The following is a 16,201-nucleotide window of genomic DNA, read 5'->3' as shown; positions in this document are numbered from 1 at the left end:
CTATAATCCGGCCATGAGCAGTGACTGGCCCGCTTACGTTCAGAACCTGGGCAAATCGGCCCGTCGGGCGTCGCAGCAACTGGCGACGCTGACCGATGCGGTGCGCTCGCGCACGCTTCGTACGATCGCCGCGGCGCTGCGCGACCAGACCGCCGCACTCCTGGCGGAGAATGCCAAAGATATTGAAGCGGCGAAGCAGGCGGAACTGGCCGCGCCGTTGATCGCGCGGCTGCAGCTGACGGAAAAGAAGGTCGCTGCGATGGCCGAAGGCGTCGAGCAGATCGCCGCCCAGGTCGATCCCGTCGGCCAGACGATCGAAGGGTACAACCGCCCGAACGGGCTGCGGATCGAGAAACGCCGGGTACCGCTGGGCGTCGTGCTGTTCTTCTACGAGAGCCGCCCGAATGTGACCTCCGACGCCGCGGCGCTGTGCATCAAGAGCGGCAACGCGATCATTCTGCGCGGCGGCAAGGAAGCGTTTCACTCGAACCGGAAGATCGTGCAGATCGTCGCCGACGCCCTGAAGGCCAGCGAGATCGATCCCGCCGCGGTGCAATTCGTCGAGTCGACCGACCGCACTCTGGTGCCACTTCTGCTGAAGCAGGACAAGTACATCGACCTGGTGATTCCGCGCGGCGGCGAGTCGCTCATTCGGCTGGTGGTGAAGGAATCGACGATTCCCGTCCTGAAGCACTTTACCGGCAACTGCCACATTTACGTCGACAAGGCGACGGCCGGCATGGAGCAGCAGGTCGTCGATATCTGCCTGAATGCCAAGCTGTCTTACACAGCGGCCTGCAACGCGGTCGAGCATCTTCTGTTCCACAAGGATGTCGCGCCGGCGCTGTTGCCGAAGGTCTGTGCGGCGCTGGCGGCGAAGGGTGTTGAGATCCGCGGCGACGACCGGGCGCGGTCTCTTTTCACGGCAGCTAAAGCTGCCACGCCGGAAGACTGGGACACGGAGTACCTTGCGCTGATCGCCGGTGTGAAGGTGGTCGATTCGCTGGACGAAGCCGTCGCGCATATCAACGAGCACGGCAGCCATCACACCGACGCCATCCTGACCACCGACCTCTCGGCCGCGAACCGATTCGTACAGCAGGTGGACTCGGCGAGCGTGATGATCAACTCCAGTACCCGCTTTGCCGACGGCGGCGAGTACGGCCTGGGGGCCGAGATCGGCATCAGCACCGACAAGATGCACGCCCGCGGCCCGATGGGGGCGATGGACCTGACGACCTACAAGTGGGTTGTGACGGGTGCAGGGCATGTGCGGTAGACTTCGGCGCGAGAAAGGTTGGTGATGTCATGCCAGTCCTACCGCCGGGGCCAGACCGCCGAGGCGGAACCTGCTGTACCCGGATGGACCATGCCCGTAGACGATCTGTTCGAGACGTAAACCTCCCGTCTGCGGTCACCGCTGATCGGCCCGGGCGGCCAGGTCGGCCACCCGCCCCAGGTCTTCGATCCCCTCGGCCGAGTGACGGTCGAAGCGGTACACGCGGCGTTCCGGCTGCCTAAGGGCGTAGTAACGAAACAGCTCGGCGTTCCTCGCACCCAGGTCGTGCGCGTAGATCAACGGTGCATCGTCCGGCCAGGCGACGTCGCTGTTGTAGACCGGTTCCTCCACGATCGAATCCCCGAATCGATAAGCGAAAAGCACGATCGCCGGTGACTTGAAGTTACCCGCCAGCGGCATATCCACCTTGGCGAACCGCATCACGCTCGACGTCATGGTCTCGTCGCCAGTTTGATGCTGCTCTGGCCAGAGCGCGTTGAACTCCGGCAGGATCAGCAGGCTCGTCACCACCAGCCCCGCCGAAAGCGATGCCCGGATCGAGCTCGCTCTGGCTGGCCAAGCGTCGGCGCAACGTCTGATTCCCAGGACGACCAGGAGCAACATCGCCGGCGCGATCAGGATCGCGTAATGCTCCAGGAAGAACGTGTTGAAGTAGTAGAGCAGCAGGAACAGCGGGATGACTCCGACGACCGCCCAACGTCGGCGGCTGCAGAACACCGCCAGGGCACCAATCGCCGCCAGCGGAAGCGCCAACCGCGTCGGCAGGGTGGTGTCCACCGTCATCGGCAGGTAGACCTTTCCCCACCATCGCAGGTTTTCGGCCGGCTGGTGTCGCACGATATAAGGTGCGAAGAACTGGTCGTAATAGTCGAGCTTCCTCTGGTTATTCGAAGCCGGTCGGGCCGACGGGTCATACGCATGAAACCCGAACGACGTGTTCGGCTGCTCCTGCTTCAGATAGAAGGTGTATGGCGTCTCCAACCAGTTGCCGGTCACTCCCTTGTTGAACACCGCCTGCAGCGCCAGAAACGGTGTCGCGCCCAGGACGATCAAACCCAACACCATTCCCGCCGAACGAACCCGAGAAACGGGCCTCTCATTGTCGGTGCCTTGCTCCGGGCGAAAGCAATCCAGCAGCAGTGCCACCCCGACAGGCAGCGCGAAGCAGACCGCGTCGGCAGGGCGGGTGATGGCGGCCCAACCGGCAAAGACGCCGATCGAAATCGGTCCCGCCGCCAAACGAACCCAAGATCGTCCACCCGCGCTCGATCGCGCCGACCGCCATCGCAGCCAGGCGACCGTTGTCAGCAGTCCCAGCAGCAGCATGGGCTCATGGCTGGTGAGCAGCACGCTGAAAACCCGGAAGTACTCCAGCGACAGCAGCGCCAGCGCTGCCAGCAGTCCCGACGCGCCGTCCACCAGCTCGGCGACAATTCGGTACGTCAGTCCGACGCACGCACCCGCCACGCAAGTCGGCAAAAACCAGGTCGGCAGACCGAGCCATACCGTTGGCACATAAAGCAGCGAAGCCCCGGGGAAATACAGTGAGGCGTAAACCGGCTTGGAGATGACGTAAAACGTATCGAAGAAATCCGCCAGCGGGTGCTGCGGCATCCAAAGCCGCAGGCGGGCCAGCATCTGGATTTGAAGCAGGTAGCTCTGGTCGTCGTGCGTCTTGGGGAACAGGTCGCGGCCCTGCAGGTGCGCGGTGACAATAAGGTACGTCGCCGCAATGATCGAAACAACGCAAGCGATCTTCGCCCGGCTGACTGCCGACGGACGCTCCGCGAACGCGAACAGCCGTTGAATGACGGCCGTCACCGGCGGTAGCGCGGCAAAGGCTGTCGCTGCGGCGATCAGCAGCCAGCGGGTTACCCCTAGATTGAACTGTAGTGCCGGGGCTGCGGTGATGTCGGCAAAACCCCAGAGCAGGAAACACCCCAACAAGCCCGCAGCCGCCGCCGAGAGCACGCCAAGACGGGAAACAGAAGTTTTCTCCGGCGATCCGAGAGAAGCGTTCGCGGTCGTACCGACGCGGCTCGCTCGTGTCCCCGTGGCGGGAGAGGGTGTGGAAGGTTTCTGCTTTGATCTCACTGCGGCAGCGTTGTACCCGCACCGAGTTCAATGGGGGAGCCCAGCAATGTCGCGCCGGTCGAGGAGGGTCGAATGTGTTTGCGAACCAGGCGTGCGATCGAAGCGCCGTCCAACGCCCCTTTGACAACGTAATCCACCGCCCCCAGCTTTCGGGCCCGCTCGCGGAGCTGCGGGTCGTCGATCGCCGTGTAGATCACCACAGGCACATTCGAAAGCTTGTCGTGAACGCGCATCGCCTGCAGGAAATCGAGCCCGCCGCTCTTCGGGATATTGACGTCCAGAATCATCATCGCGGGAATGACAAGGTTCATTGCTTGGCTCGCCTTGAGCGTATCGGTTGCGTAAGAAACTGAGAATCCGGCCTTACGAAGCAGGGCGGTCATCGCCCTTGCCAGATCGAGGTGGTCTTCGACAATCAATATGTTCGGCTGATCCATGTGCGCTCACCAATCCCGTCGCTTCCACCCCACTAACGACTAACTCGCGCAAAACTTAACGGTGGGATTTCCCTTCCGGCGATCTGCGTTCATTACAACGGTATCCCGTTGACGAGGGCCGGCCCCAGCAACGCGCTTCGGATGCGGTCGGCGATCGTCCGGCCGGAGACCGACGGGTCCTGACCGGACGGCGAAACGTTCATCGCCGCTGCCCCAGCCTCGACGAATCGACGGAGCTTTTCCAGCCCCATCCGGTTGTCGATGATCCCCGCGACTGACTTCAGCACCTGCAGCCAACGCTCGATCGTCATTTCGCTTTCCTGCGACGACAGCTGCGCGTAGAGCCACTGGGTCAGCGTCTGTTCGACGCAAGAAACGGTCGAGTCCGAAGCCCGCAGGTGATCGGCACCGAAAGCCTTGGCGATCGTGGTGGAGACGACCGCTGATTCGGCGGCATCGCAGAGTCGTTGCCGCAGGTCACCGCGGCGTCGCCGGACGAACGCCGCATCGATCTGCCATCCGCGATCCGCCGCCCAGCGCACGATGTCCTCTTCCGACCGGGCGATGTCGGCGGCGATGCGGTCGAACTCGGCCAGATCGACCTGCGCCGGACATCCAAACGGGCGAGTCGATGGTACCTCGGCCCCCTGGCCCGGCGAGCGGACGGAATTGGCCATGCGGTCGCAGTCGTGAACCGGCGGCGTCGGGTCGATGCCGTCGGAAAGTTCTGTGCCGTCGGCGACATCAGGGCCGAGCCGGATCGGCGGCTTCTCCGGCGGGCGTGTCTGGCGGCGTCTTCGTGCGAGGTTTCGACGCGGATTGCTGTCCTGCATGGCAAGTCTCCGAAATGCGTGCTGATCGTAGAAGAAGTTTCAGACCCCCGTTGCCCAGTCCGGCGATCGCCGCGGGCGGTCACGCGAATCTTCCAGCAGCGGGTCCGGATCGGTCAGCTCCAGTACCACGGCAGTGCCGGCCGCCGTCACCCGGTAGCTCACCGATTCCAGCGTAAACGGCTCCCTGGTCGGGCGGTCGTCGCGCTCCTGGGCGTAGTGGCTGTTCACCAGGTCGCGCAGTAGCCCCAGCGCGTGGATGTCGGACTCGAACCGCTCTCCACCCGGCTGTGCCCCGTCCACCAGGTCAAACGCGAAGCGCCCGGTCACCCATCCCCCCTCCGGCCGTACGCGCACCGCGTGCAATGCCTGCAGGAGACGTTTGCGCAGGCGACGGTCCCGGCGATGTTCTGCATAGTCGAAATTCATGGTGTTCTCCCTTTGTGCGATAGATGTTGCTGGTTGCGGCTGATCGCGGCGCGAGCGGCCTGCCGATCAGCCTGTGAGTTCTTCCAGCCGCGTTTCGACCCGCGTCAACCTCCGCTCCACGGATTGCTCGTGGCGTTCGAGGTCGGTCCGGGCAGGCGCAAACTCGCGGACGTAGTCCTTCATCCCGTCGAGCCGCGCGGTCAGGGTCAGCTCGAAACGGTGATCCGCCTCGGCCATCGCCACCATGGCGCGTTCCCCGGCGGCAAGGCGTTGGCGCGTCTCGTCGAGTGACGCCCGGGTGGCGCGGGTGTGATTCTCCAGTTCGGTGGATACGGCGCGGATGCGCTCGTCGATCAGTCGGCCCGTCGCCTCATTGAGTCGCCGCTCCAGTCCTTCGTAGCGGCGTTGCCAGGCGGTCAGCTTCCAGAGCGAGAGCGAAACGACCGCCGAGAAAAGGGCCTGGAAAATGGCGGCCGTGGGGATGGACTCGGCTTGTGCCAGAAGGTGCTGTGTCAGGAGGTGTTGCATGGTTGCCTCGCGGTTAGAAGCCATTCTTCGATTCGACAACGATCGACCGACCGTTCAGGCGAGAACTGCCGCCGCGGCGCGGGTCAGCAGTCGCGACGCGACTTCCCAGATCGCTTTCTCGACCGACGCGCCGGTGGCGGCCGAGAGGCACGCCAACTGGGCCGCGATGTGTGCCTTCTCGGCCGCGAGCGAACCGGCTGATGTCGGCGCACCGCCGCCGGCGACCAATGCCAGTTGAATGTCGGCCGCGTCGTTGCAGCAGGCCTCCACAAGGCGGCGGTCGGTGTCGGAGAAGCTGCGCCAAGCCTCCACGCCAAGGTGGTTCAGGAGTTCGGACAAAAGTGCCGATGCGATGGGTTTGGAAGTCATGGGTGCTCCGCGAAAACAGTTGTGAAGGGCAAGACGAACCAGGGTGATTTGGCGTTGATCGCAGTAAAAGCTCGCACGGGCGCGATGCGCCGTCGGCAATTCAGCGAGCGGCGGACTCGGCCGATTCCAGCCGCAGACGCCACGCCGCGACCGTGCGCAGACGGCGGTCCTTGTGCTGTTGATTAAGGTCGGGGTCCGCTTCGACGTACCGTGCGTATTCCGGGGTGATCGCTTCGAACGTCGAACGATCCGCCGAGACGTACGAACCGACGGGTGTGCAGCCGCTGCCAAATGCGATGGCAAGTACGGCCAGCAGAAACGCGAGCACGACCAGTGCCGGCTCGGTCGCGAAGGTGTTGTGAACCGCCGGGCGGGGTGGGAACTGAGACGGGATAGGCGATGCGGGATCTGGCCGTGACGTGCTCGAACCGTCATCGTCCGGCGATGACGGCGCAGCCGCTGACACGGCCGCGCCCGGCGGTTGGAACGGGCACGTTTTGCACAGACTGAAGTCACCGCCCGGCGTGCGCCCGAAGCGATCGCCGAGCCAGCCGATCAGGGCGCGAATTACCCATGGGGTCAACTCGACGACGACATACCCGGCACTGCGCGACAAGGCGGCACCAGCCTGCGCGATACGATTGAATGGAAACACGGGACCTCCGGTAAAGTGTGGAGAATCGAAAAATGCAAAACACCTAAATGCAATTAAAATAGTCCGGACCGCCGCATGGCGGTCTGGTTTTGTCGCTCTGGGTCTCCGTTCCCGCTTACTTCGTGCGTGGCACTTTTCGGCGATGAACGAGAATCCTAACGACCCGTACAGTTTACTAACTAGTGAACAAAAGTCGAGAGAAATTCAGCCAGAATTCGCCATTCTCACGCAATGGTGGGAAACACCCCGCTCCCCGCGTTTTCGCACGGTTCGGGCAGCCCGCTCGCGGCTCACATGACTTGCTCGCCACGCCGCTTCGCCCAACTGGCGTACATCCAGACGATCAGCAGCACCACCGCCGACAATTGGAACGCCAGCGCCGCCCCGAAGGGCCGGTCGCCGACGGTGCCGTGACCGGCGAACTGACTCTGGATCAGATTTCCGATCAGCAGACTTCGCGAACCCCCGAGCATGTCTGAAACGACGAACTGCCCGACCGAAGGGATGAACACCAGCACCGAGCCGGCGACAAGGCCGGGCATGCTCAGCGGGAGCGTGACGCTCCAGAACGTTCCCCACCCGCCGGCACCAAGATCGTTCGACGCTTCCAGCAGCGAGCGGTCGAGTTTCTCCAGCGAGGCATACAGCGGAAGGATCATGAACGGCAGTTCGCCGTACACGAGGCCGAACAGGACGGCCAGTTCGTTGTACAGGAGCGGGAGCGGCTCGCTGACCACCCCGAGCTTCATCAGCAGTGTATTGATCAGTCCCTCCGGTCGAAGGATGACCATCCAGGCGTAAGTCCGGATGACGAAGCTCGTCCAGAAAGGGAGGATCGCCAGCATCAGGAGCAGGGATCGAAATCGGGCAGGCGCGCGGACGGCGATGTAATACGCGACCGGATAAGCGACCAGCACGCACAGCAATGTCGTCAGGGCTGCGATCCAGATCGATCGGAGCAGGATTCGCAGCGGCCCGCGCTCGAAGGACCTCGCGTAGTGGTCAATGAAATCCCCCGACCCGACGTGTCGCCAGAGCTGGCCGGCATCCTCGAACGGCTCGGCGAATCCCAGTTCTCCGGTGCGGGCGAAGCTGAGCACGAAGATCCCCAGCAGAGGAAGCACGAACAATCCACCCAGCGTCAGCCAGACGGGCGACATCAGTGGCAGGAATCCGAGCCTGCGACGGGAGGATGGGTTCGAAGTCGTGCGCATATCGCGGTGCGAAAAGTCGTCGCCATGGTATACCTTTGCGAGCGGATCGAAACGAGATGGGCCAACCACGGCTGCAAATGATCGGCGTTCACAAGCGGTTCGGCGCGACCGCCGCGCTGGCTGGTGTATCGCTGTCGGTCGAGCCGGGACAGGTGCTGGCGCTGGTCGGGGAAAACGGCGCGGGCAAAAGCACGCTGACGAAGGTGCTCTCCGGGGCCCATCAGCCCGACGAAGGGCAGATGCTGCTCGACGGGCAGGCTTACACGCCCGGCGATCCGCTGGCCGCCCGGCGCAGCGGCGTCGCGATGATCTACCAGGAACTCTCGCTCGCTCCCCATCTGACCGTCGCCGAGAACATCCTGCTGGGCATGGAACCGACCGCCGGGCCGATGCTCCGCCGTGGGCGGATGAGCCGTACCGCGACCGATGCGCTGCGGCAGCTTGGCCGGCCGGACATCGACATCCATCGGCCGGCCGGAGAGCTGTCGATTGCCGACCAGCAGCTCGTCGAGATTGCCAGGGCGATTGCCGTCGGGTGCCGCGTGCTGGTGCTGGATGAGCCGACCAGTTCGCTGACCGCGCGCGACATCCGGCTGCTGTTCGAGCTGGTGCGGCGGCTTAAGGGGCGGGGGATTGCCGTCATCTACATCTCGCACTTTCTGGAAGAAGTGAGGGAAATCTCCGATGTTTTTACCGTTTTACGCGACGGACGGAGCGTCAGCTCCGGCCGGACGGCCGACACGCCGACGGCGGACATCATTCGCATGATGGTCGGCCGCGATGTCGCCGACTTGTACCCGCGGTCGCCGCGCACGCCCGGCGATGAGGTGCTGCGGATCGACCATCTTCATGGCGACCCCCGGCCGATCGACGCGACGCTGTCGCTCCGCCGGGGCGAGGTCGTCGGCATCGCCGGTGTGATCGGCGCCGGGCGGACGGAACTGCTGCGTGCGGTGTTCGGTCTGGATCGGGTGCGGTCGGGCGACGTGCGGGTGGGCGTCCACAGCGGCCCGGCGGCACCTGTGGACCGATGGGCGCAGGGCGTTGGCATGGTCTCGGAAGACCGCAAAACCGAAGGCCTGGCGCTGAACCTGGCGATCGCCGAGAACCTGACGATGTCCCGCCTGCGTAACCTGGGCCCGCTACGGCTGGTGCTACCGTCGCGACAGCAACAGGCCGCCGCCACCTGGATCGATCGGCTGGCGATCAAGTGCCGTTCGCCGGGGCAGCCGGTCGGCGATCTGTCCGGTGGCAACCAGCAGAAGGTGGCGCTCGCCCGGCTGCTCTATCACGACGTGGATGTCCTGCTGCTGGACGAGCCGACCCGCGGGATCGATGTCGGTTCCAAGGCGCAGATCTATCGGCTGATCGACGAGCTTGCCCGAGGTGATGCTGCCGCTCGCCGACCGCCCAAGGCGATTTTGATGGTCAGTAGCTACCTGCCGGAACTGCTGGGTGTGTGCGACCGAATCGCGGTGATGTGCCGCGGCCGTCTCGGCCCGGCCCGGGCGGTTGGCGAGGTTAACGAACATCAGGTGATGCAGGAGGCGACGGGTGCGCTGTGAGTGGGTCAGAATTCCATTACCGCTCGCCCGTACGGTTCAGAAGAGTGACGCAGGCTGGTGCCACGGGTCGCCGGTACTCCGGAGACCCGTGCCGTCGGCCCAACTCGCGCACGGGTCTGCGGAGTACCGCCGACCCGTGGCACCGATGGCGTTTGCACCGCCTTGGGTCGGGACGCGGGCGAGTAGATCAAGGGAAGATGGAGCAAGCATCGCGGACGAAACCTGGAATCCAGCATGACCTCTTCTGAACCGGCAAAACTCGACGCAGCCCGCGGCCCGGACGTGTTCCGGTCGGCGGCGACCCAGGTCCTGTCCCGGCTCGGCCCGCTGATCGGGCTGATCCTGGTCGCGGGCGCGTTCGCGATTGCGTTTCCCAAGTTTCGCACCGCCGGTAACGCCGAGGTGATGCTGCTTCAGACCGCGATCGTTATCACGGCGGGGCTCGGGATGACGATGATCATCATCTCCGGCGGGATCGACTTGTCGGTCGGGTCGAATGTCGCGATGTGTTCGGTCGTCGTGGCGATGCTGCTGAAGGCTGGCTTCGCGCCAATGTCGGCGGCGGCGGGAGGCATCGCCGCCGGCATGGCTTCGGGGCTGGTGATTGGTTCGCTGGTCACGCTGCTGCGGCTTCAACCGTTCATTGTCACCCTCGGCATGTGGGGCGCGCTGCGCGGCCTGGCCAAGTGGCTCGCCGACGACAGCGTGGTGTTCATCGCCGATCGCGGATGGCTGGACAGCCTGCTGGTGGTGCCGTCTGAAAAGAACCGCTGGATGCTCGTCGCTCCCGGACTCTGGCTGACGCTGTTGCTGGCGGTGTTGGTGGCCGGCGTGTTTCGGTACACGCGGTTCGGCCGGCACCTGTTTGCGATCGGGTCGAACGAGCAGACGGCGCGTCTGTGCGGCGTCCGGGTGAACCGCACGAAGATCGCGGTTTACGCCTCGGCCGGCGCGCTGGCGGGGATCGCCGGGGTGTTGCAGTTTGCCTACGTCGGCCTGGGCGACCCGACCGGCGCGGCCGGCATGGAACTCGACGTCATCGCGGCGGTGGTGATCGGCGGGGCGAGCCTGTCGGGCGGGGTGGGGACGGTGTCGGGAACGATCATCGGCGCGCTGCTGATGACGGTGGTCGCCAACGGGCTGACCAAGTTCCCCGACATGCGGAACTCGGTGCAGCAGATCGTGACCGGGACGATCATCGTCATCGCCGCGGCGCTGGACCGGCTGCGACGCGGCGGAAGGGCGTAGCCCGAAGACACTGGCTCACAACGGCGTCCCGACGTCTTGGCGTCGGCGATGGATAACCCTATGTGCCACAAGCCTGTAAGAATACCTCCTTGGTCGCCGTTTCTATTATTGAACCTTCGGGCCGGACATGATGTATAATCCGATGCCGGCACGACCGTACGTGGCTCTTGGTGCGCTCAGTTGCGATTGGGCGTGAGTCATGCCGGCTTTCACGGAACCCTCTTGATGCAGGATTTCGGCAACAGTGGTGGTCGTCGTCAACCGGCCTCATCCGGCGCGAAGCAAGCTTTCGTGCGCGCCGAGGTCTTGGAAGTTCGATCGCTGCTGTCGGTCTCCATCGATCTCAGCCTGCAGGGGGCGATCTGGGCCGGGTCGGCGATCAAGGCCTCGACTAGCCCGGCGACGGTTGCGACGGTGGTTCCGTTTCGGATTGATGCGGTTCGCGTCGCAGGCCCGGTCGTCACCGTTGGGCGAATCGACGATGTGCCGCTGCAGCCTTCCCGGATCGATGGGGTCTTCCCGGTAGGGTCGCCCGTGGGAACGGTCGGCGGACCCGACGTGCTGACCTTTGCCCAGATTGACCCGGCGTCGGTCTTCCAGACGCGGCCCTTCGAACGCGATCCGTCCGGCCTGCCGGAAGACAAACACGACAAAGCCGACGGCGAGGGATCGGCGGCAAAGCCCTTTGAGAAGCCACCGACCGACATCGACTGGTCCTGCTTTGAGATCTTCAAAGACGTCGCATTCACCTACTCCGGCGGGACGATTGAAGCCGACCTGCCGATCGACGGTGCGATCGTTCCGGTGAACATCGTGATCGGTCAGTTCCCGCAGGGCAGCTTCAGGCCTGACGGGGCGGCGGGTGGTGTCGGTAGTTTCTTCGCCCGCATCGCCGCGTTCGGATTGGTTGCCACACCGCCGGGATCGAGCCAGGGCGTATTGGAGATTCCGTCCGAGCCGACCATGCCGGGAGGCGGCGCAACAGTGCCGCCGGCAGGGTCGGTGGGAAGCGGCGTGTTGGTCGTTCCGCCGGCTACGCCGCAGCAGGGCGGTACCGCCGGCCGGCCGTCGCCGCGACCGGAAGGTGCTGGCGGGCCAGTCGTCGTGAATCGGCCAGGCGATGCACCTGCGCTTTCCGATGCGGCCCGGCTGTCGCTGCACGCCGCTGCCACCGCGACCGGCACGGTCGCCTATGCCGACCGGCATGCGTTCAGCCAATTCGAGTCACACGGGTTGCAGTTCGTGTCCGTGCCGAAATCTGCCGCGGCGACCGGCGTGGGCGGGCCGATTCTGACCGATCCGCAGCGTCCGACCACGCTGCTTCTGGATCAGTCGGAGGCGCAGGCCGGCCATGGCGCGGGCGAGATGGCCCGGTACCTGGTGATGGTCGCCGGGACGCAGCTTTCGTCGTTGAGCGAGGCGGCATTGCGGTTGTTCGGGTCTGGCGAGGGTTCACCCCCGGCCGGGCCGACCATCATCGACCTGGATGCGATCCGCAGCGGCGCGGGGTCGGCGGTGGCGCTTGGCCTGTCTCCCTGGCACATGTCGGCCAGCCCTGCCCAGGACGTCGCAACCGCTTGGAAAGTGACGGCGGGTATCAGCCTGGTCGTCGCGATCGGCGGGTACTGGTATTGCAAAGAATTCACCGCCCGGCGTCGCCAGGAGCAACTGCTCGAATCGCGATTTATCGCGGGCGTTCCCGGTTCGAAGGGCCGGAGTTCGACATCGCCCGAACGGGGTGCGGCAGAGTCGAACAGACCGAGCCCGTTCGCGACCCGGAATCTCATCGGGCAGATCTCGCGTATCTGGCGTGATGAAGTCACCTACTGACCGCGGTCGGCCCAAGATCGGTCTTCTGCGTTCTCTCCTCTCGCAATCCAATCGCCATGCAAAGCAAGGCAACGACCGTCGCGCAGTATCTCGCCGAACTGCCGGAGGACCGCCGCGCCGCGATCACGCAGGTGCGCGAAGTCATCCGCAAGAACCTCGACAAGGATTACGAAGAGGGCATGCAGTACGGCATGATCGGCTACTACGTGCCGCACAAGCTTTACCCCGACGGCTACCACTGCGATCCGAAACAGCCGCTGCCGTTTGCCGGGCTGGCGTCGCAGAAGAACCATATGGCCGTCTACCTGATGTGCGTCTACGACTGCGAGGGCAACGCCACTGCATTTCGAGACGCCTGGGCGAAGACCGGCAAGAAGCTGGACATGGGCAAGAGTTGCATCCGGTTCAAGAATGTGGAGGACCTTGCTCTTGATGTCCTCGGAGATGCGATCAAGCGAATGCCCGTCAAGAAGTGGGTGGCGTACTACGAGACGGCGATCAAATCGCGCGTGGCCGTGAAGCGGCCGAAGAAGGCCGCCAAGAAAACCGGGAAGTAGTGCATCTTCCACCCGCCGATCTTCTGCGCGACCTGAGCCATGCGTTCAACTACGCCGAGGTCGCGATCTGGCCGGTCATCGGGCTGGTGCTGCTGATCGCGAGTTTCTGGCGGGCAGGGGCGATCCGCCGGGACTTCCGGCTGGCGGCGGTCGTGCTGTTTGCTTTCGGTCCGACTGATCTCGTTGAAGCGGCGTATGGCGACAAATGGTGGGAACCCTGGTGGCTGCTGGTGTGGAAGGTGGCGTGTGTTGTAGCGCTGGCGGCGATCCTCTTCAACGCCTGGAAGCGAGAGCGACGACGAAAGGATGCTGTCGCAAACGCCAGCGTCTGAGTCCCTCTTCACCGCATTGACGCGTACTCCAGAACCGGCGCTGACGCCATCCCGGCCCTGGGCGGCCACGCCGCAGGTTCCGTCGCCAGCAGCGAAAACCGATCCCGCCGGGGCACCATGCCCACCTTGGGCTGAAGCCACAGACACATCCAGAAAATCGCCAGCCGCCAGCGGAGTTTCCAAGGCGGCTTGGGGAACACGTGCCCGGCGAGTACCGATAGCACCGCGCGATGGATCGAGAAGGGCCCTGAGCCTTCCAGAAACATTTCCCGGAACCCGTGCTTGTAGTAGCCCCGAATCAGGCGGAAAAAGACGGCGGTGCTGCCTTCCACGTACTTGATGTACTTCCGGCGGGCCGCGGCCGGCGACTGTTCGTTGCGGTGCACGGCGATGATCTGCTCGGCCGCGTTGGCACCGCTCATCATGCCCAGGCAAACGCCGGTGGAGAAGATCGGGTCCATGAACGCCGCCGCATCGCCGAGCAGGAAGTACCCCGGTCCCGCGTATGGACGGCAGCGGTAGGTGAAGTCGGCGACGACCTGGTTCGTCGTCGGGCCGGTCGCCTCGGCCATCCGCTCCAGCAGCAGCGGGCACCGCGCGATGCCCCATGCCAGGCGGCGATTGGCCGGTACGTCGAGTGTGCTGGCGATCGCCGCATCCATCACCAGGCCGACGCTGGTCGTCGTCTCGTTGATGTGGATGACCCAGAACCAACCCTCATCGCACATGATGATCAGCGGGTGGCCCTCTTCGCTGCCCGGCAGGCGCTTCACGCCGTGGAAATGGCCGAAGTATGCGACCTTCTGCAGCTCCGGTTCCTGCGCGTTAACGCGGGTTTTCAGGTGCCGTCCGACGACGGTCGCCTGGCCGCTGGCGTCGAGCAGCCAGCGGGCGGAGATGACCTGCTCGTCGTCGGTCCTGATGCGCACCGCACCGTCGGCCAGTTCGATGATCTCGCGGACGCCAACGTTCTCGCGAACGTCGGCCCCGGCCGAAGCCGCCTGGTCGAGCATCATCTGATCGAAGACCGACCGCTCGATATTGAACGTCCGCCCGCCGGGCGTCAGGCTGCCGTCGAACGCAAAGCGGATGGTCTGGCCGTCGGGGCAGTTGCCCATCGCGAACTCGGCGCCGAACTTATCGACCTTGGGCAACGCCTTGACGACGTCTTCCAGGCCCAATTCGTCGCGGATGAAGGCGTAGCACCGAGGCAGGAAGGATTCGCCGATGCGAAATCGTGGGAACGACGTCTTGTCCAAGACAAGGGCTCGCACGCCCGCGCGAGCCAGCACCAAGGCAGCGGTCGATCCGGCGGGGCCACCACCGATGACGATCGCATCGTAAAACTCGGAGGTGGCGGAATGGTCGTTTTCCATACGGCTTGCCCGGCAAGCATAGGTCGCGCCGGCGGCCACGGCAGGCTGGATCCGACGCGGCGAATGCAATTGGCCACGGGGAGACATTATCTTCTGCGGCCACCGCGAGGGAAAGCTTCAAAAGGTTTGACTCGTTCCCCTTGCTCGATTCAAGTGAGGTCCATGACCAACGCCCGCCTGATTGCCGCGTTTCTTGCCGCCAGTGGTGCCGCTTCGGCCTTCGCCGCGGACTGGCCGCAGTGGCGGGGACCGAATCGCGACGGGTACGCGGTGACCGAGACGAAGCTACCCGACAAGTTGCCGGCAAACCTGCCGGTCGTGTGGAAGTCGCCGATCGGTTTCGGGCTAGATTCGCCCGTAGTCGCCGGCGGTAAAGTGTTCTTTCTCGCCGAGAAGGACGGGAAAGAGGTCGTTCATGCCGTCGCCGCCGATGGCAAGCCGATCTGGTCCGCCGAGCTCGACGAGACGTTCAAAGACGGCCAGAGCGATGCCGGTCCCCGCTGCACGGCCGTCGTCGATGGCGACCTGCTCTACGCTCAATCGTGCCGAGGCACGCTCAGGTGCCTGGCTGTCGCCGACGGCAAGGAAGTCTGGGCGACCAACTTCACCAAGGACTTTGAAGCCACCTTCACCGGCGAAAAAGGCAAGGCCGAAGGGCATACCCGCCACGGCAACACCGGGGCGCCCGTCGTTGATGGCGATCACCTGATCGCCGGCGTCGGCGGGAAAGAAGCCACCTACGTCTGCTTCGATAAGAAGACCGGCAAAGTCGTCTGGAAGACGGCGCTCGAGAATCTCCTTCCCGCCTACGCCGCCCCAATCGTCGCTTCGCCGGCCGGTGTTAAGCAGGTGATCGCATTCACCACCGGCGGCGTGGTGGGTATCGATCGCGAATCGGGCAAGGCGCTCTGGACGGTCGCCCAGAAGACGGCCCTCGGCCGGCATGTCACCACGCCAACCGTCGCCGGCGACATGATCGTCGTCGGCTCGTTCAACATCGGCCTGGTGGGCATCAAGCTGAGCAAGTCCGACACCGGCGTGAAGGCCGAGCAGATCTGGCAGACGAAGGACGCCATGCCGAACTTCTCCAGCCCGGTCCTCGTCGGCGGGACACACGTCATTGGCGTCGGCCAGGGATTGAAAGTCTTCTGCGCCGAAGTCGCCACCGGCAAGATCGCCTGGTCGGCCGACGCGACCCTCGGCAAGGCCCACGCCGGCCTGATCGTCGTCGGCGATAAGGTGCTGGCGCTCGGTGACAACGGCGAACTCGTCATGTTCGCCGCGGACGTCAACGCGTACCGCGAGCTTGGCCGCTCGCAGGTCGCCGGCAAAAACTGGTGCACGCCGGCGTATGTGGATGGGAAGTTGTTCCTGCGGGACGCGAAGGAACTGAAGTGCCTGGAAATCAAGTAGTCCATGCCTTACCGGGCGCTCCTT

The 16,201-nt window shown here is 64.5% G+C and carries 16 protein-coding genes; 7 read left to right on the top strand and 9 right to left on the bottom strand.

Annotated elements, in window-relative coordinates; genetic code table 11:
- The first annotated feature begins 13 nt into the window (after window positions 1-13).
- Entirely contained in the window at window positions 14-1,279 is a 1,266-nt protein-coding gene (locus IPV69_RS09895) for a glutamate-5-semialdehyde dehydrogenase (protein WP_206294946.1), read from the top strand.
- A gap of 135 nt (window positions 1,280-1,414) precedes the next feature.
- Here IPV69_RS09895 and IPV69_RS09890 read toward each other — a convergent pair whose 3' ends face one another.
- The 8 genes from IPV69_RS09890 to IPV69_RS09855 all read right to left on the bottom strand — a co-directional run bounded on the left by IPV69_RS09890 (window position 1,415) and on the right by IPV69_RS09855 (window position 7,802).
- Entirely contained in the window at window positions 1,415-3,394 is a 1,980-nt protein-coding gene (locus tag IPV69_RS09890; RefSeq protein WP_206294945.1) for a hypothetical protein, read from the bottom strand.
- Window positions 3,391-3,831 (bottom strand): response regulator, encoded by a 441-nt coding sequence (locus tag IPV69_RS09885; RefSeq protein ID WP_206294944.1) that lies wholly within the window; start codon window positions 3,829-3,831, stop codon window positions 3,391-3,393. The genes IPV69_RS09890 and IPV69_RS09885 overlap by 4 nt, the downstream gene beginning before the upstream one ends.
- 92 nt (window positions 3,832-3,923) lie before the next feature.
- On the bottom strand, window positions 3,924-4,664 hold the full coding sequence (locus tag IPV69_RS09880; RefSeq protein WP_206294943.1) for a hypothetical protein: 741 nt from the start codon (window positions 4,662-4,664) through the stop codon (window positions 3,924-3,926).
- Window positions 4,665-4,703: 39 nt separating this feature from the next.
- The gene (locus IPV69_RS09875) at window positions 4,704-5,090 is read right to left on the bottom strand and encodes a hypothetical protein (RefSeq protein WP_206294942.1); all 387 of its coding nucleotides are present in this window, start codon (window positions 5,088-5,090) and stop codon (window positions 4,704-4,706) included.
- A 66-nt stretch (window positions 5,091-5,156) separates the two neighbouring features.
- Window positions 5,157-5,618 (bottom strand): hypothetical protein, encoded by a 462-nt coding sequence (locus IPV69_RS09870; protein WP_206294941.1) that lies wholly within the window; start codon window positions 5,616-5,618, stop codon window positions 5,157-5,159.
- Between the two features lie 54 nt (window positions 5,619-5,672).
- Window positions 5,673-5,987: a hypothetical protein gene (locus IPV69_RS09865; RefSeq protein ID WP_206294940.1), complete on the bottom strand. Its 315-nt coding sequence runs from the start codon at window positions 5,985-5,987 to the stop codon at window positions 5,673-5,675.
- 100 nt (window positions 5,988-6,087) lie between these two features.
- Entirely contained in the window at window positions 6,088-6,642 is a 555-nt protein-coding gene (locus IPV69_RS09860) for a hypothetical protein (RefSeq protein ID WP_206294939.1), read from the bottom strand.
- 290 nt (window positions 6,643-6,932) lie between these two features.
- A complete protein-coding gene (locus tag IPV69_RS09855) occupies window positions 6,933-7,802 on the bottom strand; it encodes an ABC transporter permease (RefSeq protein WP_206294938.1) in 870 nt (289 codons plus the stop codon).
- Between the two features lie 110 nt (window positions 7,803-7,912).
- Between IPV69_RS09855 and IPV69_RS09850 the strand changes: the two genes are divergently transcribed.
- From IPV69_RS09850 to IPV69_RS09830, 5 genes are all read left to right on the top strand, one after another.
- Window positions 7,913-9,421, top strand: coding sequence for a sugar ABC transporter ATP-binding protein (locus tag IPV69_RS09850; protein ID WP_206294937.1), 1,509 nt, complete (start codon window positions 7,913-7,915; stop codon window positions 9,419-9,421).
- Between the two features lie 234 nt (window positions 9,422-9,655).
- Window positions 9,656-10,669, top strand: a complete 1,014-nt coding sequence (locus tag IPV69_RS09845) for an ABC transporter permease (RefSeq protein ID WP_206294936.1) — start codon at window positions 9,656-9,658, stop codon at window positions 10,667-10,669.
- A gap of 291 nt (window positions 10,670-10,960) precedes the next feature.
- Window positions 10,961-12,499, top strand: coding sequence for a hypothetical protein (locus tag IPV69_RS09840; protein ID WP_206294935.1), 1,539 nt, complete (start codon window positions 10,961-10,963; stop codon window positions 12,497-12,499).
- Between the two features lie 56 nt (window positions 12,500-12,555).
- Window positions 12,556-13,056: a DUF1801 domain-containing protein gene (locus IPV69_RS09835; RefSeq protein ID WP_206294934.1), complete on the top strand. Its 501-nt coding sequence runs from the start codon at window positions 12,556-12,558 to the stop codon at window positions 13,054-13,056.
- Window positions 13,056-13,388, top strand: a complete 333-nt coding sequence (locus IPV69_RS09830) for a hypothetical protein (protein WP_206294933.1) — start codon at window positions 13,056-13,058, stop codon at window positions 13,386-13,388. Before IPV69_RS09835 ends, IPV69_RS09830 begins: the two co-directional genes overlap by 1 nt.
- Window positions 13,389-13,396: 8 nt before the next feature.
- Here the strand turns inward: IPV69_RS09830 and IPV69_RS09825 are convergent, their stop codons facing one another.
- Window positions 13,397-14,764 carry an NAD(P)/FAD-dependent oxidoreductase gene (locus IPV69_RS09825; protein WP_206294932.1) on the bottom strand — a complete coding sequence of 456 codons (1,368 nt, stop codon included), beginning with the start codon at window positions 14,762-14,764 and terminating at the stop codon, window positions 13,397-13,399.
- A 162-nt stretch (window positions 14,765-14,926) separates the two neighbouring features.
- Here IPV69_RS09825 and IPV69_RS09820 point away from each other — a divergent pair, with 162 nt between their 5' ends.
- Window positions 14,927-16,177: an outer membrane protein assembly factor BamB family protein gene (locus tag IPV69_RS09820; protein WP_206294931.1), complete on the top strand. Its 1,251-nt coding sequence runs from the start codon at window positions 14,927-14,929 to the stop codon at window positions 16,175-16,177.
- Window positions 16,178-16,201: the final 24 nt, after the last annotated feature.

The sequence above is a fragment of the Humisphaera borealis genome (assembly GCF_015169395.1).
Taxonomy (GTDB): domain Bacteria; phylum Planctomycetota; class Phycisphaerae; order Tepidisphaerales; family Tepidisphaeraceae; genus Humisphaera; species Humisphaera borealis.
This window is presented reverse-complemented; position numbering and strand designations above follow the sequence as displayed.

Bases quoted from the DNA above. Each gene is read 5' to 3' on its own strand.
- IPV69_RS09895 (WP_206294946.1), top strand. From the start codon at position 14: ATGAGCAGTGACTGGCCCGCTTACGTTCAGAACCTGGGCAAATCGGCC.
- IPV69_RS09885 (WP_206294944.1), bottom strand. From the start codon at position 3,831: ATGGATCAGCCGAACATATTGATTGTCGAAGACCACCTCGATCTGGCA.
- IPV69_RS09880 (WP_206294943.1), bottom strand. From the start codon at position 4,664: ATGCAGGACAGCAATCCGCGTCGAAACCTCGCACGAAGACGCCGCCAG.
- IPV69_RS09875 (WP_206294942.1), bottom strand. From the start codon at position 5,090: ATGAATTTCGACTATGCAGAACATCGCCGGGACCGTCGCCTGCGCAAA.
- IPV69_RS09870 (WP_206294941.1), bottom strand. From the start codon at position 5,618: ATGCAACACCTCCTGACACAGCACCTTCTGGCACAAGCCGAGTCCATC.
- IPV69_RS09865 (WP_206294940.1), bottom strand. From the start codon at position 5,987: ATGACTTCCAAACCCATCGCATCGGCACTTTTGTCCGAACTCCTGAAC.
- IPV69_RS09855 (WP_206294938.1), bottom strand. From the start codon at position 7,802: ATGTCGCCCGTCTGGCTGACGCTGGGTGGATTGTTCGTGCTTCCTCTG.
- IPV69_RS09850 (WP_206294937.1), top strand. From the start codon at position 7,913: ATGGGCCAACCACGGCTGCAAATGATCGGCGTTCACAAGCGGTTCGGC.
- IPV69_RS09845 (WP_206294936.1), top strand. From the start codon at position 9,656: ATGACCTCTTCTGAACCGGCAAAACTCGACGCAGCCCGCGGCCCGGAC.
- IPV69_RS09835 (WP_206294934.1), top strand. From the start codon at position 12,556: ATGCAAAGCAAGGCAACGACCGTCGCGCAGTATCTCGCCGAACTGCCG.
- IPV69_RS09825 (WP_206294932.1), bottom strand. From the start codon at position 14,764: ATGGAAAACGACCATTCCGCCACCTCCGAGTTTTACGATGCGATCGTC.
- IPV69_RS09820 (WP_206294931.1), top strand. From the start codon at position 14,927: ATGACCAACGCCCGCCTGATTGCCGCGTTTCTTGCCGCCAGTGGTGCC.